23 protein-coding genes are annotated in these 20,774 nt (G+C 70.2%); 10 read left to right on the top strand and 13 right to left on the bottom strand.

From position 1 onward, the window contains the following. The 3 genes from ACWELJ_RS18360 to ACWELJ_RS18350 form a co-directional block, all read right to left on the bottom strand. Window positions 1-339 (bottom strand): zf-HC2 domain-containing protein (locus ACWELJ_RS18360; protein WP_452367330.1); only part of this gene is annotated, 339 nt, incomplete at its 3' end. Then, window positions 336-842: a sigma-70 family RNA polymerase sigma factor gene (locus ACWELJ_RS18355; protein WP_452367329.1), complete on the bottom strand. Its 507-nt coding sequence runs from the start codon at window positions 840-842 to the stop codon at window positions 336-338. The genes ACWELJ_RS18355 and ACWELJ_RS18360, both read right to left, overlap by 4 nt. 42 nt (window positions 843-884) lie before the next feature. Continuing rightward, window positions 885-1,499: a YqgE/AlgH family protein gene (locus tag ACWELJ_RS18350; RefSeq protein ID WP_452367328.1), complete on the bottom strand. Its 615-nt coding sequence runs from the start codon at window positions 1,497-1,499 to the stop codon at window positions 885-887. A 124-nt stretch (window positions 1,500-1,623) separates the two neighbouring features. On the opposite strand from ACWELJ_RS18350, the gene ACWELJ_RS18345 reads away from it, so the two are divergent. Then, the gene (locus tag ACWELJ_RS18345) at window positions 1,624-2,385 is read left to right on the top strand and encodes a lysophospholipid acyltransferase family protein (protein ID WP_452367327.1); all 762 of its coding nucleotides are present in this window, start codon (window positions 1,624-1,626) and stop codon (window positions 2,383-2,385) included. A gap of 3 nt (window positions 2,386-2,388) precedes the next feature. Here ACWELJ_RS18345 and ACWELJ_RS18340 read toward each other — a convergent pair whose 3' ends face one another. Beyond that, window positions 2,389-2,712, bottom strand: coding sequence for a GNAT family N-acetyltransferase (locus ACWELJ_RS18340; protein WP_452367326.1), 324 nt, complete (start codon window positions 2,710-2,712; stop codon window positions 2,389-2,391). Between the two features lie 98 nt (window positions 2,713-2,810). Between ACWELJ_RS18340 and ACWELJ_RS18335 the strand changes: the two genes are divergently transcribed. Continuing rightward, a complete protein-coding gene (locus ACWELJ_RS18335; RefSeq protein ID WP_452367325.1) occupies window positions 2,811-3,926 on the top strand; it encodes a glycerate kinase in 1,116 nt (371 codons plus the stop codon). Here ACWELJ_RS18335 and ACWELJ_RS18330 read toward each other — a convergent pair. After that, window positions 3,923-4,279: a winged helix-turn-helix transcriptional regulator gene (locus tag ACWELJ_RS18330; RefSeq protein ID WP_452367324.1), complete on the bottom strand. Its 357-nt coding sequence runs from the start codon at window positions 4,277-4,279 to the stop codon at window positions 3,923-3,925. The two genes, ACWELJ_RS18335 and ACWELJ_RS18330, sit on opposite strands and share 4 nt — an antisense overlap. Before the next feature lie 138 nt (window positions 4,280-4,417). Here ACWELJ_RS18330 and ACWELJ_RS18325 point away from each other — a divergent pair, with 138 nt between their 5' ends. Continuing rightward, a complete protein-coding gene (locus ACWELJ_RS18325) occupies window positions 4,418-5,350 on the top strand; it encodes an NAD(P)-dependent oxidoreductase (RefSeq protein ID WP_452367323.1) in 933 nt (310 codons plus the stop codon). On the opposite strand, the gene ACWELJ_RS18320 is transcribed toward ACWELJ_RS18325, so the two are convergent. The 5 genes from ACWELJ_RS18320 to ACWELJ_RS18300 form a co-directional block, all read right to left on the bottom strand. Further along, complete coding sequence (locus tag ACWELJ_RS18320) at window positions 5,278-5,520, bottom strand: helix-turn-helix transcriptional regulator (protein ID WP_452367322.1); 243 nt, start codon at window positions 5,518-5,520, stop codon at window positions 5,278-5,280. The two genes, ACWELJ_RS18325 and ACWELJ_RS18320, sit on opposite strands and share 73 nt — an antisense overlap. After that, entirely contained in the window at window positions 5,510-6,361 is an 852-nt protein-coding gene (locus ACWELJ_RS18315; RefSeq protein WP_452367321.1) for an ABC transporter permease, read from the bottom strand. Before ACWELJ_RS18315 ends, ACWELJ_RS18320 begins: the two co-directional genes overlap by 11 nt. Beyond that, the gene (locus tag ACWELJ_RS18310) at window positions 6,358-7,287 is read right to left on the bottom strand and encodes an ABC transporter ATP-binding protein (protein WP_452367320.1); all 930 of its coding nucleotides are present in this window, start codon (window positions 7,285-7,287) and stop codon (window positions 6,358-6,360) included. The genes ACWELJ_RS18315 and ACWELJ_RS18310 overlap by 4 nt, the downstream gene beginning before the upstream one ends. 182 nt (window positions 7,288-7,469) lie before the next feature. Continuing rightward, the gene (gene aroQ / locus ACWELJ_RS18305) at window positions 7,470-7,907 is read right to left on the bottom strand and encodes a type II 3-dehydroquinate dehydratase (protein WP_452367319.1); all 438 of its coding nucleotides are present in this window, start codon (window positions 7,905-7,907) and stop codon (window positions 7,470-7,472) included. Between the two features lie 28 nt (window positions 7,908-7,935). Next, window positions 7,936-8,553 (bottom strand): hypothetical protein, encoded by a 618-nt coding sequence (locus tag ACWELJ_RS18300; RefSeq protein WP_452367318.1) that lies wholly within the window; start codon window positions 8,551-8,553, stop codon window positions 7,936-7,938. 460 nt (window positions 8,554-9,013) lie between these two features. Between ACWELJ_RS18300 and ACWELJ_RS18295 the strand changes: the two genes are divergently transcribed. Next, window positions 9,014-10,567 carry an NTF2-like N-terminal transpeptidase domain-containing protein gene (locus ACWELJ_RS18295; protein ID WP_452367317.1) on the top strand — a complete coding sequence of 518 codons (1,554 nt, stop codon included), beginning with the start codon at window positions 9,014-9,016 and terminating at the stop codon, window positions 10,565-10,567. A 30-nt stretch (window positions 10,568-10,597) separates the two neighbouring features. On the opposite strand, the gene ACWELJ_RS18290 is transcribed toward ACWELJ_RS18295, so the two are convergent. From ACWELJ_RS18290 to ACWELJ_RS18280, 3 genes are read right to left on the bottom strand one after another with little or no spacing between them, the layout of a single operon-like run. Continuing rightward, window positions 10,598-10,978, bottom strand: coding sequence for a DUF3054 domain-containing protein (locus ACWELJ_RS18290; RefSeq protein WP_452367316.1), 381 nt, complete (start codon window positions 10,976-10,978; stop codon window positions 10,598-10,600). A gap of 60 nt (window positions 10,979-11,038) precedes the next feature. Beyond that, complete coding sequence (locus ACWELJ_RS18285) at window positions 11,039-12,184, bottom strand: lysylphosphatidylglycerol synthase transmembrane domain-containing protein (RefSeq protein WP_452367315.1); 1,146 nt, start codon at window positions 12,182-12,184, stop codon at window positions 11,039-11,041. Window positions 12,185-12,188: 4 nt separating this feature from the next. Next, complete coding sequence (locus ACWELJ_RS18280; RefSeq protein ID WP_452367333.1) at window positions 12,189-13,706, bottom strand: adenylate/guanylate cyclase domain-containing protein; 1,518 nt, start codon at window positions 13,704-13,706, stop codon at window positions 12,189-12,191. Between the two features lie 252 nt (window positions 13,707-13,958). On the opposite strand from ACWELJ_RS18280, the gene ACWELJ_RS18275 reads away from it, so the two are divergent. From ACWELJ_RS18275 to ACWELJ_RS18250, 6 genes are all read left to right on the top strand, one after another. Next, entirely contained in the window at window positions 13,959-15,233 is a 1,275-nt protein-coding gene (locus ACWELJ_RS18275; protein WP_452367332.1) for an AI-2E family transporter, read from the top strand. After that, window positions 15,217-16,407, top strand: a complete 1,191-nt coding sequence (gene macS / locus ACWELJ_RS18270; protein ID WP_452367314.1) for a MacS family sensor histidine kinase — start codon at window positions 15,217-15,219, stop codon at window positions 16,405-16,407. Before ACWELJ_RS18275 ends, macS begins: the two co-directional genes overlap by 17 nt. A gap of 14 nt (window positions 16,408-16,421) precedes the next feature. Further along, window positions 16,422-17,084: a response regulator gene (locus ACWELJ_RS18265; RefSeq protein ID WP_452367313.1), complete on the top strand. Its 663-nt coding sequence runs from the start codon at window positions 16,422-16,424 to the stop codon at window positions 17,082-17,084. A 106-nt stretch (window positions 17,085-17,190) separates the two neighbouring features. Continuing rightward, window positions 17,191-17,835: a DUF1707 SHOCT-like domain-containing protein gene (locus ACWELJ_RS18260; RefSeq protein WP_452367331.1), complete on the top strand. Its 645-nt coding sequence runs from the start codon at window positions 17,191-17,193 to the stop codon at window positions 17,833-17,835. Between the two features lie 51 nt (window positions 17,836-17,886). Continuing rightward, window positions 17,887-18,696 (top strand): alpha/beta fold hydrolase, encoded by an 810-nt coding sequence (locus tag ACWELJ_RS18255; RefSeq protein ID WP_452367312.1) that lies wholly within the window; start codon window positions 17,887-17,889, stop codon window positions 18,694-18,696. Between the two features lie 88 nt (window positions 18,697-18,784). Next, a complete protein-coding gene (locus ACWELJ_RS18250) occupies window positions 18,785-20,770 on the top strand; it encodes a DUF2339 domain-containing protein (protein WP_452367311.1) in 1,986 nt (661 codons plus the stop codon). The last annotated feature ends 4 nt before the right edge of the window (window positions 20,771-20,774 follow it).

The raw sequence follows: 20,774 nt of genomic DNA, 5'->3' as shown, positions 1-20,774 counted from the left end.
GCCACAACGCGGCCGCGTGCTCCTCGTAGAGCGCGCGCAGCAGGGCGGCCTGATCCTCCGGCATCGCTTACCTCCGCATCGATCACGACGCAGGCGTTCGGGCGGCGGCGGCACGCTCTCGGGCGGATCCGGCTGCGCCGCAACCGACAGCGCGGTATCCGGGTCCACCAGAGCCAGCAGGCCGGGCAGTCCCGCCAATTTCGACACGGCCGAGCGGCAGGAGTCGCATCCGGTCAGATGCTCCTCGTACTCGCGGCGGTCGTCCCGGGCGAGAGCGCCGAGCACATACGCGCCATCCCACGTGGTGTAGCCATCGCACAGCTCATGGCCCTCGGTCATCTCGTCACCCCCATCTCCTGCAGCACCAATCGCAACGCCCGCATGCCGTAGTGCATGCGGGACTTCACCGTGCCCTCCGGGATCTCCAGCTCCCCCGCGATCTGATGCGTGGACAGGCCCCGGTAGTAGGCACGGACGATCACCTCGCGGTGATCGACGCTCAGCCGCGCCAGCGCGTCGGCCACCAGCCACCCGTCCAGCGCCCGATCGGTCTTGTCCGGTTCGGGCACCTCCGGCGGGTGATCGGTGCGGAACTCGCGCCGGCTGCGCGCGCTGCGATGCTCGTCCACCGCCAGATTACGGGCGACGGTGAACAGCCAGGCCCGCGCGGAACTGGTGGACTGATCCAGCACAGTGGGCCGCTGCCAGGCCCGCAGCAGCGTCTCCTGCACGATGTCCTCGGCTCGGCCCGGATCCCCGACCAACCCGTAGGTGTAGCGCCACAACGCGGCCGCGTGCTCCTCGTAGAGCGCGCGCAGCAGGGCGGCCTGATCCTCCGGCATCGCTTACCTCCGCATCGATCACGACACAGGCTTGCGGGCGGTTCAGTTGCGCTCTATCTCGATCGGGTGCGTGGCGAGCAGGGAGAGGGGCAGGGGCTGGCGGCGCAGGACGTGGGCCCACAGGTCGACGCGGCCCGCCAGCGGGTCGGTGGGCAGGGCCGAGAGGACGATCCAGTCGCCCCGGTCGAGTTCGCCCTCCAGCTGGCCGAAGGTCCAGCCGGCGTAGCCCGCGAAGACCCGGATGCCCTCGACCAGACCCTCGATCCGGTCGGGATCGGAATCCAGGTCCACCAGGGCCACCCGGCCGTCGACCCGCCGCACCCCGGCCACGCCGGCGATGGACGCGCCCACCTTGATGGTGGCCAGGCACAGCGCCGCATCACGTTTCACCGGGCCGCCGATATAGAGGGCGCGCGGCCCGGCGGCGAGTTCGGACCAATTGGGGAGCACGTCGTGCAGAGCGGTGTCGCTGGGCTTGTTGAGCACCACGCCCCAGGTGCCGCCGTCATTGTGCTCGAGGATGTAGACCACCGAGCGCCGGAACGACGGCTCGGTCAGATCGGTCGCCGACACCAGCAGCGTTCCGGGCCGAACCACCTGGTCCTCATGCCGGAATTCGCGTCGAGAACGGTCACCGTGTTCCTCTGCACGTGCCACCCAGCCATCATCGCACTGAGACACGGTAATTGCGTTGCTAAATTTGCTGGTTACCCTTTTGTGCCGTCGGAGGGTGGAAAAACTTGTCCCGCATACCTTGCGGTTGGTAGCTAGGGTGGGCGCTATGGAACGCCCCGAGGTCCTCCTCGAGAACGCCGACACCGTGTACGACTTCTATCGCGATCACCAGCAGAACCTGTTGAAGGCGAAAGCGGCGTACTGGCTGCTCGGGCGCCGCTACCGGCCACGCGTGACCTATGCGGCCGGGGCGCGGGAGAAGTTGCGGGAGTTGATCTCCCAGCGGCGGCCGCTGCTCATCGCGGTCAACCACCTCTCCCAGCTGGATCCGTACACGGTCGCCGCCGCGGCCTGGCGCAGCGCGCTGCGGCCGGTCATCGGGCGCACCCGGGTGCTGGCCAAGGACGAGCTGTTCATCGAGCCCAAGCTGCGCGAGCGCATCGACATGATGGGCGGGATCCCGGTCTTCCGCGGCAAGGACCACGGACTGCGCGCGGTGAACGCGGCCGGGCAGCGCATGATCGACATCTGCGCCGAGCGCATGGCGCGCGGGGACGGGGTCGCGGTGTTCCCCGAGGGGACCTGCAACGATGTCGACCCCACCCAGGTGCAGAACATCGGAAGCGGCATCGGCCACATCGCCTTCCGGGCCAAGAAGCTCGGCGCGCGACCGGTGCTGGTGAGCCTCGGGCTCAGCTACGGACCGCGCCTGGATCCGGCGGTGGAACCCACCAAGGAGGAGGCGCGCTCGGCCAGCTTCTACTTCGGGGTGCCGGTCGCCGAGCTGCCCGCCAAACCCGCCGAGATCACCCGGGTGGTACGCGACGAACTGCAGATCGCGCTGGACGGAGCGGTGAAGGCGTACTAGCCCTCAGCGCTGCGGCAGATTGAGCCGTTCCCGCGACCATCGCGGCACCAAAGCCAGGTATTCGGGCCGGGATTCGACGAAGTGGTGCACCATCGGGCACAGCGGCAGAATTCCGAAGCCCGCGTCCCGGGTCTGATCGAGCGCGCCCTGCACCAGTTTGCGCCCGTACCCCTGCCCCTCGAACTGGGGATAGATCTCGGTGTGCACGAAGGCCCGCTCCTTGGCGGTGTCCTGGTACGCCGCGACCCCGGCGAGGTAATCGTCGACATACAGCTCGAACCGATCCAGCGCTGCGTTCTTACGGACCTCGATCGACTGACTCGGCATGCGTGCGACGCTAGTTGCCCGGCCCTGGCAATTTGTCCCTTTCGCCGAACGGCGGCGCCTGGCGTGTCGCTTTCCGGCGCAGCGATCACACTGGACGCATGACGGACCCACGGCCGCGCCGGGTGCTGCTCGCCCCGGACAAATTCAAGGGCTCACTGACCGCCGCCCGGGTGGCGGACGCACTGGCGGCGGGGATCACCCGCGCCGCCCCCGGCACCGAGGTGCGGCGCTCGCCGGTGGCCGACGGCGGCGACGGGACCGTGGACGCCTTCGTGGCGGCCGGCTGGGAGCGGGTCGAGGTGGAGAGCTTCGGGCCCACCCTCGCGCCGGTCACCACCTCCTACGCGGTCCGCGGGCGGACCGCCGTGGTGGAGCTGGCGGCGGTCAGCGGGTTCGCGCGACTGCCCGACGGGCAACCGGATCCCCTGCACGCCAGCACCTACGGCGTGGGCGACGTGATCGGCGACGCGCTCGATCGCGGCGCGCGCGACATCGTGCTCGGCTTGGGCGGCAGCGCCTCCACCGACGGCGGCGCGGGCCTGCTGCAAGCCCTCGGCCTGCGCATTCTCGACGCCGACGGCAACGAATTACCTTGCGGCGGAGCGGCTCTCGCACGCGCCGTGCGCGTGGACCGCGGTGATCTGCATCCCGGCCTGGCCGATGCGACCGTGACCCTGGCCAGCGATGTGGACAACCCGCTGCTCGGTCCCGAGGGCGCGGCCGCGATCTACGCCCCGCAGAAGGGTGCGAATCCCGAGCAGGTCGCCACTCTCGAAGCGGCACTGAAGAATTGGGCCGCCGTACTCGGGCCGGAATGGGCGGACCGGCCGGGCGCGGGCGCGGCGGGCGGCGCCGGATTCGGGGCGCTGGCCGCCCTCGGCGCGCGGGTGCGACCGGGCATCGAACTGATCCTCGACCTCATCGACTTCCCCGCCCAGCTGACGGACGCCGACCTGGTGGTCACCGGAGAGGGCTCGCTGGACGCGCAGAGCCTGTCCGGCAAGGCTCCGATCGGGGTCTGCCGCGCGGCCCGGGCGGCCGGTCTGCCGGTCATCGCGGTCGCGGGCCGGGTGCGGCTGACCCCGGACCAGGTGCGCGACGCCGGATTCGAGGCGGCCTACGCGCTGTCGGAACTGGAGCCCGACCCGGCCCGCAGCATGGCGGACGCCGCCGACCTGCTGGAACGGATCGGCGAGAGGATCGGCGGCGCCTAGGCGGACGGGGTGAGCGCGCGGCCGGGAATCCGGCTCCGATTGCGGTCACCCCATTCCTCCAGCGGCCGCAGCGCCGCACTGAGCTCCCGGCCCAGCTCGGTGAGCGAATACTCCACGCGCGGCGGGATTTCCGGGAAGATCTCCCGGTGCACAACGCCGCTCGCCTCCAGCTGCCGCAGGTTCTCGGCGAGCACCTTCTCGCTCACGCCGGGCAGCAGGCGCCGGATCTGCCCGAACCGCTGCGTGCCCTCGGCCAGCACCCACATCAGGTGCAGCTTCCATTTGCCGCCGACCACGTCGATGGCGATGGACATGCCGCACACTTCGTGATCCGCGTCACCGCCGGTGCTCATCGCGCCCTCCTGACCAGATTGCCAACCTCCAGGTAAGCAACCGCACCCGCTGGTGCGGTCTTCCCGAGGCTACCGATCCCGGACCACCATCGATTCCGGCGCGCCACCGTAGAACAGCCGAAATCGAAGGGGTACACCATGTCTGAGCAGCGTAAATCCGTTACCGTCCTCGGCCTGGGCCCGATGGGCCGGGCGCTGGTGCGGGCGTTCCTGCGCGCCGGGGTCGAGGTGACGGTGTGGAACCGCAGCCCGGAGAAGGCGGACGCCATGGTCGAGCTCGGAGCGACGCGCGCGGGCACTGTCGCCGAGGCGCTCGACGCCAACGCCGTGGCGGTGCTCAGCCTCACCCACTACGCCGCCATGTACGACGTACTGGGCCCGGCCGCGGATCGCCTGCGCGGCAAGGTGATCGCCAATCTGTCATCGGATTCGCCCGAGCAGGCACGGCGGGGCGCGGCGTGGGTGCGGGGGCACGGCGCCGAGTTCCTGTCCGGCGGTGTCATGTCGGCGGGCGACAATATCGAGCACCCGGCGTCGTACATCTTCTACAGCGGCCCGCGCGCGGTCTTCGACGCGCACGCCGAGCTGCTGCGCCCGCTCAGCCCGCAGGAGTACCTGGGCGCGGATGACGGCCTGGCCCAGGTCTTCTACCAGGGCCTGCTCACCATCTTCCATCCCTGGTTGCTGGCCTTCGACCAGGCCACGGCCATGATCGCCCGGGCGGGCCACGATATCGCGCAGTTCGCGCCGTTCGCGGTGCGCTCCAACGCCGCCTTCCCGTACTTCATGGAGCAGTTCTCGGTGCAGAACCAGAGCGGCGGCTGGGCCGACCTGGCGGGACTGCGCATGATGGACGCGGGCGCGCGGCATGTCATCGACGCCAGCGAGGAGGTCGGCGTGGACGCCACGCTCTCGCACACCGCCCAGGCGTTCTGGCGTCGGGCGGTGGCCGCCAGCCTGGCGGCCGGCAGCCCGGTGTCGACCTATGAGCTGATGGCTCAGGCGGTTTCGGAGCCGATGCGCGGGAACGGGGAAGTGGAGAAGATGATCTCCACCGGCACCTCGAAATAGGTCGCCAGCCGCAGCGCCAGATGCAGGCTCGGGCTGTACTCGCCGCGCTCCAGATAGCCGACCGTCTGGTAGTGCACGCCCAGGGCCTCGGCCAGTTCCCGTCGCGAGATACCGCGCTCGGCCCGCAGCATGGCGATCCGGTTGTAGATGACCTCGCTGTTAGTAGGCACGCGCCATGGCCCTCTCGCGGCGGGCCGCCACTGCCGCGCCGGATTCACGGCGGGCCATGCGGCGCAACACCATCGGCGCGATCGCGATGCCCACGACCGCCCACGCGCCCAGCACCGCGACCGTTTCCAGGTGCCGCCAGGAGTGGGTCAGCTCCACCACCGAAGCGCTGTCGGGCAGCATGGCCGAACGCATGCCCAGGCCCATCCAGTAGATGGGGAACACCTGCGCCACCGCCTGCAGCCAGCCGGGCAGGCCGGTGATGGGGTAGAAGATTCCGGAGATCGCCACCAGACCCATGATGGGGAACGAGACGAACCCGATGCTGCGCGGGCTGTCGAACGCCGACCCGATGATCGCGCCCAGCGGCAGGCAGGCCAGCAGGCCGAGCACCAGGATGCCGATCAAGGTGGCCCACGCGCCGACGCTGTCCAGGCTCACCCCGCCGATGGCGAACAGCCCGAACGCGAGGATCAGGGCCACCTGCACCGCGGTGACGCCGGAGACCGCGGTGACCTTGCCGATCAGATAGCCCAGCATCCCGTTGGGAGTGGCCTTGGCCCGCAACAGGGTCCCGTCCTCGCGGTCCATGGCCAGGCCCTGGGCGATGCCGAACATGCCGGTGAACGCGACCAGCATGCCGAGCACGCTGGGCAGCGCCAGCGCGCCCAGGCCGACGCCGGTGCCCTCGAAATCGCCGTGGCGCATGAAGAACACCGCGACCATGGTGGCCACCGGCCAGAAGAACTGCGAGAAGATGTCCATCCCGTTGGTGAGGGTCTGCACCAGTTCGATGCGCCCGCGCCGAAGCCCGGCCCGGATCGCCACGGTCGTCGGGTTCATCGGGCCACCTCTTCCAGACTGTGCAATTCGATGTCGCCCCGGCCGGATTCGAAACGCTGGACCAGGGTCACGTAGGTGTCCTCGAGCGAGGCGCGGCGCACCTCCAGCTCCTCGACGGCCTCGCCGAACTGACGGAACAGCTCGTGGACGAACTTGGTGGACTCGGTGGTGGTGTGCACGAAGCGCTGCCCGTCGCGGGTCCACTTCACCTCGGCCTCTCCGGCGATGCGGCGGGAGAGCTGATCGGCGGAGCCGTCGGCGATGATGCGCCCGCCGGCCAGGATCAGGATCCGGTCGGCCAGCTTCTCGGCCTCGTCCAGGTCGTGGGTGGTGAGCAGGATGGTGGTGTGGTCGTCGTCGGCGAGGCGGTGCACCAGGTCGTGGAATTCGCGGCGGGCCTGCGGATCGAAGCCCGCGGTCGGCTCGTCCAAGAACAGCAGTTCCGGGCGGCCGACGATGCCGATGGCCACGTCGAGGCGGCGACGCTGGCCGCCGGAGAGGGTCATCACCTTGGCGTCGGCGTGCTCGGTGAGGCCGACCGCGGCGATCAGTTCGCCGGTGTCCCACGGCCGCCGGATAGCGGGTGTGGAGTAGGGCGCGTAGAACAGGCCCAGGTATTCGAGGAGTTCGCGCACCCGCCATTTGCCGTGGTCGCGCCACGATTGCAGCACCACGCCCAGGCGCGCCCGCCAGGCCTCGTCGCCGTGCGCGGGGTCTGTGCCGAGCACCTCGACCCGGCCGGCCGAGCGCATGCGGAAGCCCTCGAGGATCTCGATGGTGGTGGTCTTGCCCGCGCCGTTGGGGCCGAGCAGGGCCACCACCTCGCCGCGACTCGCTTGGAAACCGACATCGTGCAGCACGTCGCGCGTGCCGTAGCGCATGCGCAGATTCTCGACGTCGAGTACGACGTCCTCGCCGACCGTCATGACACCCCTCCGTAGTAGAAGCCGGATTGGATGTAGCATAACTACTACATTTTGAGGTGCTCAAGCTATTTACCGAGAACGTGAAAAAGGGCCCAGCTCGGGGAGAGCCGGGCCCTTCGTCGAAAGCACTCGCGCCGGTCGGTGCGTACTCCGGAACGGGTCAGCGCGTACTCCGGAACGGGTCAGCGCGTGCTGAGGAACTCGATGGCCGCCGCGTAGCCCTGGATGCCCATGCCCGCGATCACCGCGGTCGCGATCGGCGACACGAACGAGTGGTGCCGGAACTCCTCGCGAGCGTGCACATTGCTGATGTGCACCTCCACGATCGGCACCTCCGGGATCACCAGCGCGTCCCGCAGCGCCACCGAGGTGTGGGTGAGCCCGCCCGGATTGATGACGATGCCGGACTCCACGCCGCGGGCGGCGTGGATGCGGTCGATCAGCGCGCCCTCGTGATTGGACTGGAACGCCACGATCTCGCGATCGAACCGGGCCGCGGTCTTGCGGCACAGTTCGACCACATCCTCGAGCGTGTCGGCCCCGTACACCTCGGGCTGACGGGTGCCCAGCATGTTCAGATTGGGGCCGTTGAGCACCAGGATCGGACCGGTAGCAGGCATGCGCCCACTCTATCGGCCGGTCGCGCGATCACAGGCCGCGCGGTCCCTCCGTCCGCAGGTCGTCGACTTTGCGCATGGCCGAGCGCAATTCCCCGAGCCACTCCTCGGCGTGCTTGCCGGCCAGTTTGACCGTCCAGGCCAGCGCGTCGGAGCGGGAGCGGGCGACGCCGGCGTCGACCAGGGTGTCGAGCACCTTGCGCTCGGGCTGGCGCAACCGGGTCATGACCGGTACGGCCAGATGGGTGAACATGATTCGCTCGCCGTCCACGAGCACGCCCCAGGCGACATTGCGGCCGTAGCGGGCCTGCGCCTCCTGGGCGATCTGCATGCGGGCGGGCCGGGTGGACTCCCGGAAGCGGGCGAGCAGGCCCTCGCGGGTGGCCTGCGGGACCCCGGCGGGGGCCGCGTCGGCGGCGGGGGCGTCCGCGCCGGGTTCGGCGGCGGGGGCGGATTCGGCTGGGGGGAGGGGGAGTTCGCCGAGGACGACGATTTCGTCGCGATCGACCTCGAGGGTTGCGGGACCGGTGAACCAGTCGGCTGGCAATCTGCCAGCGAACCAGTCGGGAGCGTCCGAGGCGTCGGGGAGGTCGGCCTGCTGCCAACCGCCGGTGCGTCCGAAGCCGGGTCCACGATGTCCGTGTCTCATGTTGGTCACACTCACTTACGGCATGGAGTTGTAATGCTGATTACAACGTTACGTCGAAAAGGGGTGTGTGGGTTCCGCTCTGGGAGAACGGGGCGCCCGGGCTCGGTCACGAATCGCGCGCGGGGCTGTCACCAGTGAGAACCGAACGGTCTGCCGAGTCTCGAATACGCCAGCGCCGTAACCGACCGGTGATCATGTAAGTGGTCCCTACTGAACGATTTCGGCACTATGGTGATGCTCAGTACGTGCGCACCTGGTGGAGAAGGTGGCGCCGCGGCGTTCGGAGCGCGGTACCGTGGACCTGATGCTGATGTGGCCAGAGTGAAGATTGGGCGATATGGATGTGTGGGGATCCCGCCGCTTCCGAGTTCGGGGTGCGATCGCACTCACGGGTGTGGCGGCCGTCGCGATCGCGATGGGGTCGTGTGGGATTCGGGACAAATCGACGGGCGCGGAGAATGTGGTCGAACAGTTCACCTCGCTGATCGACAAGAAGGACTACGAGGGAGCGTCGCGACTGACCTCCTACCCGGCGGGCGCTTCGGCAACGCTGAAGCAAGTCTTCGAGGGGCTGGGACCGGGCAAGCCTGACTACCGCGTGACCCAGTTCATCAAACTGGACGGTACGACAGGCCTTTTCTCCATGACCGGCGCGTGGAACTTCGGCGAGAACCGGAACTGGAAATACGACCTCAACGGCACCGTCCGCAAACTCAGTGTCGGCTGGCGCATTTCATGGGATCCCGCCCTGGTCATGCCGCAGCTCGACGCCAAGCGCACCGCCAAACTGGTCCGCACCGAGGCCCGCCCCTCGCCGCGGGTGAACGACATCGTCGGCCAGCCGCTCATGACCGAGCAGACCATCAATGTGGTCAAGCTGGACCCGGCCAAGATCACCGACCCGATCGCCTCCACCAACGCCCTCGCGGCCGCCATCGCACCGGTCGCCCCGCTCATCGACGGACCGGCGCTGATGCAACAGCTTTCGGCCTCGCAGGGCAAGCCCATCACCGCGGTCAACCTGCGCGACGGCGACTTCGCCATCCTCGAACCGCGCATGGCCCCGATCCCCGGCGTGGTGCTGGAGAAGCAGCCCAAGCTCATCTCCGCCGACCGCCGGGTGTGGTCGCCCATGCTCGACGCGCTCACCAAGGTGTGGGACGAGAACCGTGACGGCCACTCCGGCTGGGGCGTGCAGCTGTTCGAGCCCGACGGCGCGATGGTCACCCAGCTCGCCGGGGAACAGGGCCCGCCCGGACCCGACATTCCCGCCACCATGGACCAGCACCTGCAGCGCGCCGCCGAGGACGCCGTGGTGAGCACCGGCTCGCCCACCTCGATCGTGGCCATCCAGCCCTCCAGCGGCGCCCTGGTCGCGGTCGCCCAGAACAGTCAGGCCAGCGAGCGCGGCAATATCGCCTTCACCGGGCTGTACCCGGTCGGCGGCATGATCGAGCTGTTCAAGAATGTCGCCGCGGTCACCAAACACAAAGCGCCGCAGGATGTCTCGGTCGGCGACGCCGCGGACGCGGCCAGCCTGCTCGGCATCGGCATCGATTTCCGGGTGCCGGGCCTGGACGAGACCACCGGCCGCCTGCCCACCGGCAAGAACGCCGCCGAGAACGTGGGGCGCGGCAATGCCGCCGACTCGCTGCTCGCCAGCCCGTGGGGCATGGCCATCGCCGCGGCCGCGGTCGCGCGCGGGCAGGTGCCCAAGCCGATGATCGCCATCGGCCAGCCCGCCACCACCGAGGCCGATCTGGCCGCGCTGCCGTCCGAGGCCACCGACCGGCTGCGCGCCATGCTGCACGACGGCGGCGGCGCGCCCGAGATGGCCGCCCTCGGCCGGTATCGCGATGTGCAGGTCTACGGCGCCACCACCGGCAACAACGGCTGGCTGGTCGCGACCCTCGGGGATCTGGCCTTCGCCATCCACATCGACGATCCCGACAGCGGCGACCTCACCGCCCGGGTGGCCGCCCGGCTGTTGCAGTCGCTGGCCACCCCGGACTAGCGGTTCGAAGGGGGAGAGGTCAGCGGCGGCTCAGCGGAACAGCGCCTGCGCCGCCGCGCGCCAGCCGACCAGGAACAGGCCCAGGAAACTCGCGGCCACGATCACGAAGCTGACCGCGACGCCCTGACCCGACACCGCGCGCAGCAGCATGCCGCCCGCCAGCGTGCTCAGCCACACGATCACGCCGGTCGGCCACACCGCGCGGCCGTCGAAACGCCGTGCCGCCGAGGCGCCTTCCCGGCCCGCCGCCACCGCCACCGCGAGCACCCAGCCCAGCAGCAGCCCCGTGCCGAACGGCCAGAACGTGCGCAGCAGGCCCGCCGCGATCGCCTCGTCGTGACTGCGCCGCCCGATCGCGCAGAACACGATCACCAGGGCGGCATCCACGACGAAGGGCACGAGTTTCTTCACGCGGCACAGGCTATCGGGCCGACCGCGAACGCTCGTGCAGGGATGGCGCTCGGCCGTCCGCTAGCGATCCGGGGAGCCCGGGTCGGCCGGCGGCGCGGCCCGGCGGCGGTCGGTGACCAGCGAATTGCCGCGCTCCTCGAACTCCTTCTCCAGTTCGGCGTCGCCGGCCTGTGGCTTGCGGAACAGGAACAGGAAGACGATCCAGCCGACGATCGCGACCAGGATGAAGCTCACCAGCCGGTACAGGAACGCGGCGGCCACCGCCTGGGCGGCGGGCAGCCCGGCCGCGGCGGTCAGCGAGTAGATGAGGGTGGCGTCCACGTAGACGATGCCGCCCGGCGCCAAAGGAATGGTGCCCACGGCCTTTCCGGCCGCGAATGCCAGCATGAGCGCTGCCCAGCGCGGGTCGGCGCCCACCGCGTAGCAGGCGAAACCCAGGCAGGCGACGTCGGCGAGCCGGTGCACCAGCGCCCAGGCCACCACCCAGACGCCATCGCGTTTGCCCAGGTCCACCGACTCCAGCTGGGACATGATCTCCTCGACCTTGTCCATGCCGTCGTCCGCGGGTCTGCGTCGAACTCGGTTGACCAGGTGCAGGATTCGCTGCAGCACGCCCTGCACCCCGTCCGGGTGCCGGGACACGTAGTTCACCGCCCAGATCAGCAGCGCGACCGTGCCCAGCGTCAGGATCACCTTGGCCGGGCCCACCCGGTCCCCGGCCAGCACGGTGCCGAACAGGCCCAGCAGCGCCAGCCCCGCCGCGGCCACCACGCCCGACATCACCAGCTGCCAGGACGCCACGATCGGGCTCGCACCCCAGCGCCGGGTCTGGCGGTAGGTGAAGGCGGTCGAGAACACCTGACCGGCGGGCAAGGTCAGCGACATGCCGGTGGAGCCGTACACCACCGACACCGACTTGCGCTGACTCACCTCCACGCCGCCGGCGTGCAGCAACTGTTTCTGGATCCGACCGAACCCGGACATGGAAACCGCCTGCATGAGGATGCAGGCGGCGACCCAGCCCCAATGGATTTCGGTGAGGTTCTTCCAGGATTCGTGCAGGCGCGGATATAGGTAAATGCCCTCGGAAATCAGCAGTCCCACGAGCGCGGCGCCCAGCACCCATTTGGCCCACCAGAATCTGCCACGGCGCGCGTTGTCCGCGGGCGGCGCGGGTTCGCCGTCCAGCTCACCATGGGCCGTCACGTCGTCAGCCTAACGAACTCGCCGCCGCCTCGTCGGCAGCAGCGGAATCGGTGCTTCGCCGCGGCCACGCCAGCCGGGTTTTCCGGCGGCGGCCGCGCAGTTGCACTTCCTCTCCGGTCTGCCAATGGCGCTGCTCGTTCTCGTCGGCGAAGAACAGGGCGCTCGACGAGGTCAGGACCCGTTCGGGCCGGTCTTTCGCGAGTTCGGTCAGGCGCGACGCCTCGTTCACCGGATCACCGATGACCGTGTATTCGAAACGATTCGCACCGCCGATATTCCCGGCCACCGCCAGCCCGGCCGAGACGCCGATGCCGATATCCAGGCCGACCACCTCGCGCAGGGCTTCGCGCAGCTCACGGGCCGCGGCCAGGGCCGCGGTCGGCGCGTCGGGGCGGTCCAGCGGGGCGCCGAAAATGGCCAGCGCGGCATCACCCATGAATTTGTTGATGAGCCCGTGATGGCGGTCGATGACATCGACCACGACTCGGAAGAACTCGTTGAGCAGGCTGACCACTTCGGTCGGCGGGCGTTCCGCCGCGGTCGCGGTCGAGCCGACCATATCCACGAACAGCACCGCCACGAATCGGGTTTCACCACCGAGTTCGGTGCCGTACTCCAGGGCACGGCGCGCCACATCCTCGCCGACGTGCTGACCGAACAATTCCTGCAGTTCCCGGCGTTTGGCGGCCTCGCCCATCATGCGGTTGAAACCGACCTGCAGCAGCCCGATCTCCGAACCGTCGAAGACTTCCACCTGTACATCCCGGGCGCCTTCCTGCACCCGGTCGATGGCCTGGCTGAGCTGGCGGATCGGATCGGAGATGGAGGAGCCGGTGAGCATGGACAGCGCCAGCGCCTGCATGATCACCACACCGCACAACAAGAGAATCGAGACCGCCAGCGACTCGGCGGAAAACTGGACGCGAGAAGAAATCTGGGTGACGCACAGCAGCACGATGGCGATGGTCGGCGCGAAGGTGCCCATCCCCCAGGTCATGGCCATCCGGGTGCCGACACCCGCGGTCAGGGTGTGGTCGAAGGCCCCCACGGTCAGCGCCTCGGCCGCGACCGGCCGCAGGATCCGTTCCCCCAGCATGTAGGTGAAGCCGAAAACGATGGTGGCGGCCATACATTCGGTGACGATCACCGCCGCCGCCAGCTCCGGGGTGCGCACGATGATCAGCGACGCCAGCACCGCGCCGCCGACCAGCCACAACACCAGATGCACGATGGCCTGCCGCAACGGGGCGTGCAGCGCCGCCATCTGCTCCTGCCGCGACGGCGGCCCGCCCCGCATCTGCCACCGCATCACCGGCCGCAGCATCAGCGCCGACGCCGTCACGCTCAGCATGCCGCCGATCACGAAGACCAGCGCGGGCACCAGCAGCCCGGTCTCGCGGGTCGCGCTGGTGCCGCCCTCCGGCACCGGCAACCCGTACTCGATGAACGCCCACACCAGGACAGCGCCGAACGCGTTGGCCGCGAGCATCGAAGCTAGGTACAGCGGCCAGCGGGTATGCATGGTCTGTTTGACCGCTTCCAGAGGCGCTGACACGAGCTCCAATCTAGCGGTGCTCGATTGCCCTCCGCTTCGCTGCGGGCGGGTTCGCGGCGCTGGAGGTCTCGTTCTTCCCTCCCCCCAGAACGAGACGCGCCGCGAACCTCGGCGAAATCGCCTGAGATAGGCAGGTCGGAAGGGTGTTTTCGGGCACGAGCCTAGGGCGGGGAGCGGCTCGGGCACAGTAGGCTCGCCCGTGTGAGCGAGGAGCAGGCACTGTCCAGCAGATCCGACGAGCCCGCCGGAGTACGGCGGCGCGACGCGGAAGCCGTGCACCCGCTGGTGCGGCAGACCGCGGAATGGTGCTGGCGACTGCTCATCATCTTCGCGGCCGTGCTGGCGGTGGCGTATCTGGCGCGGCGGCTGTCCACGGTGACCATTCCGATCTCCATCGCCTTGCTCGGCGCGGCCTTGATGGCGCCGCTGGTCAATTGGATGCAGCGGTTCGGGGTGCCGCGGGCGCTGGGGGTGCTGGTCGCGCTGATCGGGTCGCTCGGGATCCTGGCCGGGATCATGACCTTCGTCGTGGAACAGTTCGTCTCCGGTGTGCCGCAGCTGTCCGACGAGTTCAAGACCTCCGTGCACCAGGTGCAGGACTGGCTGATCAACGGGCCGCTGCACCTGAGCAACGATCAGATCCGCAATGCCGGCGACACCATCGTCAAGACGGTCGAATCCAACAAGGACGCGCTCACCAACGGGGCGCTGACCACCGCCACCGTCATCGGCGAGTTCTTCACCGGCGCCTTCCTGACGCTGTTCATCCTCATCTTCTTCCTCTACGGCGGCGACCAGATCTGGGAGTTCTGCACCCGCATCGTCCCGACCCCGCACCGCGCCAAGGTGCGCGAGGCCGGGCGGCTGGGCTTCGGCACCCTGACCGGTTTCGTCCGGGCCACCGTGTTGGTCGCGGCGGTGGACGCCATCGGCATCGGCGCGGGTCTGGCGATTCTCAATGTGCCGCTGGCGCTTCCGCTGGCCTCGCTGGTCTTCATCGGCGCGTTCATCCCGATCGTCGGTTCCTTCATCGCGGGCTCGGTGGCGGTGTTCATCGCGCTCATGACCAAGGGCCTGGTCACCGCGCTCATCGTGCTGGGCATCACGGTGGCGGTGATGCAGCTGGAAGGCCATGTGCTGCAACCGTTGTTGATGGGTCGCGCGGTGCGCATCCACCCGCTGGCCGTGGTGCTGGCCATCGCGGCGGGCGTGGTGCTGGCCGGGCTCGCGGGTGGTCTGCTGGCGGTGCCGTTCGTGGCCGTGATCAATACGGCCATGCGCTCGCTGCTCGCCGATTCACCGCAGGAGCTCTATCAGGAGCTGCACAGCGGCGACCCGGACAAACCCATGTTCAGCGCCGACCCCGACCGGCCCGACCCCGACCGGTACCGGATCCCGCTGCCGGCGGCCGCGGACCAGCGCCCGGCGACCCCCGATCAGAAGCCCGTGGGCGGAGCGGCGACACCGGGGACCGAGGATGACCCCGGGGCCTGAACCCGATCCCGCCTGGGCCGCGACCGCGCCGCTGTGGCGGGCGGTGCAGGCGTTCCGGCTGGTCACGCTGCTGTACGCGGTCGGGCAGCAGGTGGCCTCGGTGCCGCACTACACCGATCAGCGGCTGAGCTGGGCGCTGATCGCCGTGATGGCGGTGTGGTCGGGCATCTCCGCGATCCTGTTGTCGCAGTGGCGGATCCGCAACGAGCCGCGGGTGCGCACCGGTGTGGTGATCGGCGACCACGTGGTGGTGATCGCCCTCATCTTCGCCACCCGGCTGGTCGCGCCGTACGACTGGTACCACGGTCATCAGACCCTGCCCACCACGCTGTGGGCGGCGAATGCGGTTGTCTCCGCGGCGATCCTGTGGGGACCGTTCGGCGGCATCGGCTCGGGGCTGCTGGTCTCCGCCGCCGTCATCACCGCCCGCGCCCAATGGGATCTGGACGTCTGGCGCGATGCCACGCTGCCGGTGCTGATCTCGGTGGGCCTGGCCCTGGGGCTGGCCTCCAACACGGCCCGCCGCGCCCACGCGCAGCTGCAGCGCGCCGTGCGGCTCACCGCGGCCGCCCAGGAACGCGAACGCCTGGCCCGCCAGGTGCACGACGGCGTCCTGCAGGTGCTCAGCTATATCAAGCGGCGCGGGAACGAGATCGGCGGGCCGACAGCGGAACTGGCGCAGCGGGCGGGGGAGCAGGAGGTCGCGTTGCGGGTGCTCATCTCCGAGCAGGGCGAGCCCGCCGACGTCAGCGGGGTGGACGAGGATCTGCGGCCGCTGCTCACCGCGCAGACCACGCCGTCGGTCTTCGTCTCCACGCCCGGCGATCCGGTGCTGCTCGGGCACTGGGCGGCCCGCGAGGTCGCCGCGGCCGTCGCCGCCGCGCTGGCCAATGTCGTCCAGCACGCCGGACCGGGCGCGAAAGCCTATGTGCTGCTGGAGGATATGGGCGACGAGCTGATCGTGAGCGTGCGCGACGACGGCCCGGGAATCGCGCCGGGGCGGCTCGCGGAGGCCGAAGGGCAAGGGCGCATGGGTGTTTCGCGCTCCATCATCGGCCGGGTCGCCGCGCTCGGCGGCACCGCGCAGCTGCTGTTCGAAGCGGGACCCGAGGACGGCGACGAGGGGGCGGGCGCGGAATGGGAGTTCCGGATTCCCGTCGAACGGCCACAATGAGAGCGGAGGCGGATATGACCGAGACGGCGGACCGGATCACCGTGATGGTGGTCGACGACCATCCGATCTGGCGCGACGGCGTCGCCCGCGATCTCGCCGAGGCCGGATTCGACGTGGTCGCAACCGCCGACGGCGTGCGCTCGGCCGGCGCCCGCGCGAGCGCCGTCCGCCCGGCGGTCGTCCTGATGGACATGCAGCTCCCCGACGGCAACGGCGCCGACGCCACCGCCGAGGTGCTGCGGGTCTCCCCGCGCACCCGGGTGCTGGTGCTGTCCGCGTCGGCCGAACGCGACGACGTGCTCGACGCCATCAAGGCCGGGGCCACCGGCTATCTGGTGAAGAGCGCCTCGGCCACCGAACTCCTCGACGCCGTGCGCGCCACCGCCGCCGGACAAGCCGTCTTCACCCCCGGCCTGGCCGGTCTGGTCCTCGGTGAATTCCGCCGTATCGCCAACACCCCCGCCGACCGCGACGAACCCCACCGGCCCGCGCTCACCGATCGCGAGACCGAAGTGCTGCGGATGGTGGCGAAAGGCTTGTCCGCCAGGCAGATCGCCACCCGGCTGGGACTGAGTCACCGCACCGTGGAGAACCACGTGCAGTCCACGCTGCGCAAACTTCAGCTCGGCAATCGCGTCGAATTGACCCGATACGCGATCGAACAGGGCCTGGAGTAGGGGGCCGGTTCAGGGATTGCCCTGATGCGGTGACCGGCGGGGTCTCGCTAGCCTCGAAGACATGGGAGGTCCTGAAGCGGTTTCCGCGCTCGAGACCGGCACCGTGATCGGCGACCGGGAGCTACGGGTATCTGATGTCGAACGCGAACATGTCGGCCGGCTGCTGCAGCGAGCGGTCGGGCTGGGCATGCTGTCGCTGGGGGAATTCACCGAGCGCATGGACACCGCGCTCGCGGCCAAGACCCGCGGCGAACTGAACGCGGTGCTGATCGATCTGCCGGGGGTCCGGCTGGTCGGGCAGCCGGCCCCGGCCGCGCCGCGCTACGTGGCGCCGCCGCCCCGGTTCGTGAGCGGGCCGCCGCGCCTGCCACAACCCATGCCCGGCAATGTGATTCGCGCGCGGATGTCGAGCGTGCATCGCCGGGGCGTCTGGCACGTGCCGCCCAGCCTCATGCTGAACAGCCTGATGGGCAGCGTGCACCTGGACTTCACCCAGGCCGTGATGTCCACCCAGGTGGTGGAGATCCACGTGAACGACACCTGCAGCTCGCTGGAACTCATCCTGCCCGCCGAGGCGACCGTGGACCTCAACGCCATCGATCTGATCGGGTCCAGCGCCAACACCAAGGTGCGCAGCGGGCCGCCGATGGGGCCGCTGCACATCATCGTGCACGGGAGTCTGCGGTTCAGCTCCGTCACCGCCAAGCACCCGTTCGGGACCAACTGGAAGCGCTTCCTCAACGGGGCGTGAGCCGGTCTTCGCGGTCGGCGCGCGCCGGATCCGGACGGTAGGGTCGGGCGCATGGTGGAAGGCGTCCCGGCTCCCGAGGCAGTGCATCGAACCGGTCGCGGCGAGCCGCTGCTGCTGTTGCACGGCGTCCTGCTCACCTGGCAGTCCTGGGGCGGCGTGCTCGACGACCTGGCCGCGAACCACGCCGTGCTCGCCCCCACCCTGCCCGGGCACTGGGGTGGACCCGAGGCCGCGCGGCCCGCCACCGTGGCCGCCCTGGTCGACCACTGTGAACGGCTGCTCGACGAATCCGGTTGGGACACCGTCCATATCGCGGGCAACTCGCTGGGCGGCTGGATCGCCCTGGAACTGGCCGCCCGCGGCCGGGCCCGCTCGTGCACCGCCATCGCGCCCGCCGGACTGTGGCGCACTCCCGCCGCCGCGGATTCGCTGCTGCGCCGGTTCCGCGCCTTCGGGCCGCTCATCGGGCTGGGCCCCGGCCGGCAGCCGACCATGCCGTCCCTGCTGCGCAGCCTGCTGCTGCCGCTGCTCGCCAACCGCCCCGCCGACGTGCCGAATCCGCTCGCCAAGGCCATGACCGCGGCCATCACCGAATGCGCCATCGCCGACGACCTCGCCGCCGACTCCGACCTGTCCGTCGGCTTCACCCGCCTGGCCGAGCTCGACGTCCCCACCACGATCCTGCTGCCCGAACACGATCGGGTGCTGCCGCCGCACGTCTACGCGCCCCTCACCCCCACCTCGGCCGTCCAGATCCGCCCGCTCCCGGACCTGGGCCACGTCCCCATGCTGGAAGCCCCCGACCTGATCACCGCCGAGATCAACGCCACCATCGCCCGCGCGGCCGCCCACTCCGCCTGACCCCGCGGCGCGACTCGGGTAGTAATCGCCCGTCACCCGGGTGTTTCTACTCATGTGCCGAAACCCCCAGGTCGGGAGCATTGCGGGCATGAATCCCGCCATCGATCCCCGCCTGATCGCGCGGCTGTCGACCGAATTCACCTCGCTCAGCGAGCACCTGAACCTCCTCGGCCGCGACCTCGACACCTTGCACACCCAGGTCCTCGCCGAAACCACTCGCACCGCCGCGCAGACCGCGACCGGTGGTGCGTCGATCCCGCCTGCCTCCGGTTGGATTCCGCCTTCGGGTCCGATGGGAATGCCTGTGGGGCAGAGTGTTCCGGCCGTAGGAGGGCCCGTGGGCGGCCCCGTGCCCGTCGCCGGGTGGAGTTACCCGCCTGCGGGAATGCCGGTGGGGCAGCCGGGATGGGCGGGTCCCGGTGTGCGCCGGCCGATGCCGCCGATTCCCGGGGTTCCGCAGCAGCGGCGGGTCGTGGCCGGGCGGGCGGTGCGGGAGCCGTGGTGGCAGCGGGAAGGGGTGATCAGCCGGGTGCTGGCCGTGGCCGGGGTGGCGGTCACCTTGATCGGTGTGGTCATGTTGCTGGTGCTGGCGGCGCAGGCCGGGTTCTTCGGGCCGGTGCCGAGAGTCGTGGCCGGGGGCTTGTTCTCGGCCGCGCTGGTGGCGGTCGGGGCACGGGTGTTCGGGAAGCCGGGTGGCCGGGTCGGGGGAATCGCGTTGGCGGCCACCGGTATTGCCGGGGGATATCTGGATGTCGTCGCCATGACCACGATGTACCGGTGGCTGGACCCCGTGGTCGGGTACGTGGCGGCGTTCGGGATCGCGGCCGGGGGCGTGGCGCTCGCCATGCGGTGGAACTCCCAGGGTCTGGCCGTGCTGGTCACCGTTGGTGCGGCGGTGCTCGCGCCGTTCGTGTCGACCGAGTTGATGCCGCTGGCCGGCTTCCTGATCGTGTTGCAGATCGCCGCTCTGCCCGTGCAGTTGGTGCGGGACTGGCCGTGGCTGCACGTGATTCGGACGCTTCCGGCGGTGCTGGTGACCCTGCTCGCGGTGGTCGGCACGGCCCTCGATGCGGGGCCGGACCGGTATCAGGCGCTGGCCGCCGCGATCGTCATCGCGGTGACCGGGCTGGCCGGTGCGGTGCTCGCCGGACGGCTGCGCTCGGGTGACGTGACCGCGAGCCTGAGCTTCGGGGCGGCGACCGTGCCGATGCTGGCCGCGCCCCTGCTGTTTTCGGGCCGCACCACGCCGACGCTGGTGTCCGGTGCGGTCGCGGCGGTCCTGCTGCTGGTCGCGGCGGTGGCGTGGGTGCCGAAACTCGGTGCCGCCGCGCGGATTCCGGGGCACCTGGCGGTGGTGTCCGCGCTGGCCGGCGCGGTCGCGCTGCTCGAGGCGTGTGTCGGCATGACCGAGGTCCAGACGCTGCCGACGGCGCTGTTCGTGGTCGCGGTGGGCTTCCTGGCGGTGGCCGGACAGCAGCGGTCGCGGTTCGCGGCGGCGCTCGGCGCGGTCTACAGCGGGCTCGGCGTCTTGGCCTTCCTGTTCCGCGCCGACCCGGACACACTGGCCGCGCAGCCGGAAGCCGATGCGCACCTGGGCATCGCGACCGCCTTGTCGTCGGTGTTCCTGCTCGCGGTGCTGGCGGTCGCGGCCTGGACGGCCCGCCGCCTGGGCCTTCTCGACCGGGAGTCCGACGCCACCGTGCTGTCGGTGTTCGCCGGCATCGGCGGGCTGTACGCGGTGAGCGCCCTGACCGTCTCCCTCGGCGTCGCCACCGGCAGCCGTGACGGCTTCCTGGCCGGGCACGGCATCGCCACGGTGATCTGGATGGTCGCGGCCACCGCCGCACTGCTGTTCGGCCTGCGCCGCCTCTCGCGCAAGTCGCCGCAGGCGAAGGTGGCGCTGGTGGCGGGCCTGCTGCTCACCGGCGCGGCCCTGGCCAAGCTGTTCCTGTTCGACCTGGCCACCCTGGCCGGCCTACTGCGCGCGGCCGCGTTCCTGGTGGTGGGCGTGCTGCTGCTGATGGTCGGCACCCGCTACGCGCGGACCTTCGCCGACCTGAACGCCCGCACCTAGGCGG

It is taken from the genome of Nocardia sp. NPDC004582 (genome assembly GCF_053602115.1).
The sequence above is the reverse complement of the archived record's forward strand: the minus strand, read 5'-3'. Positions and strand labels throughout refer to the sequence as shown.

Bases quoted from the DNA above. Each gene is read 5' to 3' on its own strand.
- ACWELJ_RS18355 (WP_452367329.1), bottom strand. From the start codon at position 842: ATGCCGGAGGATCAGGCCGCCCTGCTGCGCGCGCTCTACGAGGAGCAC.
- ACWELJ_RS18345 (WP_452367327.1), top strand. From the start codon at position 1,624: ATGGAACGCCCCGAGGTCCTCCTCGAGAACGCCGACACCGTGTACGAC.
- ACWELJ_RS18340 (WP_452367326.1), bottom strand. From the start codon at position 2,712: ATGCCGAGTCAGTCGATCGAGGTCCGTAAGAACGCAGCGCTGGATCGG.
- ACWELJ_RS18335 (WP_452367325.1), top strand. From the start codon at position 2,811: ATGACGGACCCACGGCCGCGCCGGGTGCTGCTCGCCCCGGACAAATTC.
- ACWELJ_RS18330 (WP_452367324.1), bottom strand. From the start codon at position 4,279: ATGAGCACCGGCGGTGACGCGGATCACGAAGTGTGCGGCATGTCCATC.
- ACWELJ_RS18325 (WP_452367323.1), top strand. From the start codon at position 4,418: ATGTCTGAGCAGCGTAAATCCGTTACCGTCCTCGGCCTGGGCCCGATG.
- ACWELJ_RS18315 (WP_452367321.1), bottom strand. From the start codon at position 6,361: ATGAACCCGACGACCGTGGCGATCCGGGCCGGGCTTCGGCGCGGGCGC.
- ACWELJ_RS18310 (WP_452367320.1), bottom strand. From the start codon at position 7,287: ATGACGGTCGGCGAGGACGTCGTACTCGACGTCGAGAATCTGCGCATG.
- aroQ (WP_452367319.1), bottom strand. From the start codon at position 7,907: ATGCCTGCTACCGGTCCGATCCTGGTGCTCAACGGCCCCAATCTGAAC.
- ACWELJ_RS18300 (WP_452367318.1), bottom strand. From the start codon at position 8,553: ATGAGACACGGACATCGTGGACCCGGCTTCGGACGCACCGGCGGTTGG.
- ACWELJ_RS18280 (WP_452367333.1), bottom strand. From the start codon at position 13,706: ATGCATACCCGCTGGCCGCTGTACCTAGCTTCGATGCTCGCGGCCAAC.
- macS (WP_452367314.1), top strand. From the start codon at position 15,217: ATGACCCCGGGGCCTGAACCCGATCCCGCCTGGGCCGCGACCGCGCCG.
- ACWELJ_RS18265 (WP_452367313.1), top strand. From the start codon at position 16,422: ATGACCGAGACGGCGGACCGGATCACCGTGATGGTGGTCGACGACCAT.
- ACWELJ_RS18255 (WP_452367312.1), top strand. From the start codon at position 17,887: ATGGTGGAAGGCGTCCCGGCTCCCGAGGCAGTGCATCGAACCGGTCGC.
- ACWELJ_RS18250 (WP_452367311.1), top strand. From the start codon at position 18,785: ATGAATCCCGCCATCGATCCCCGCCTGATCGCGCGGCTGTCGACCGAA.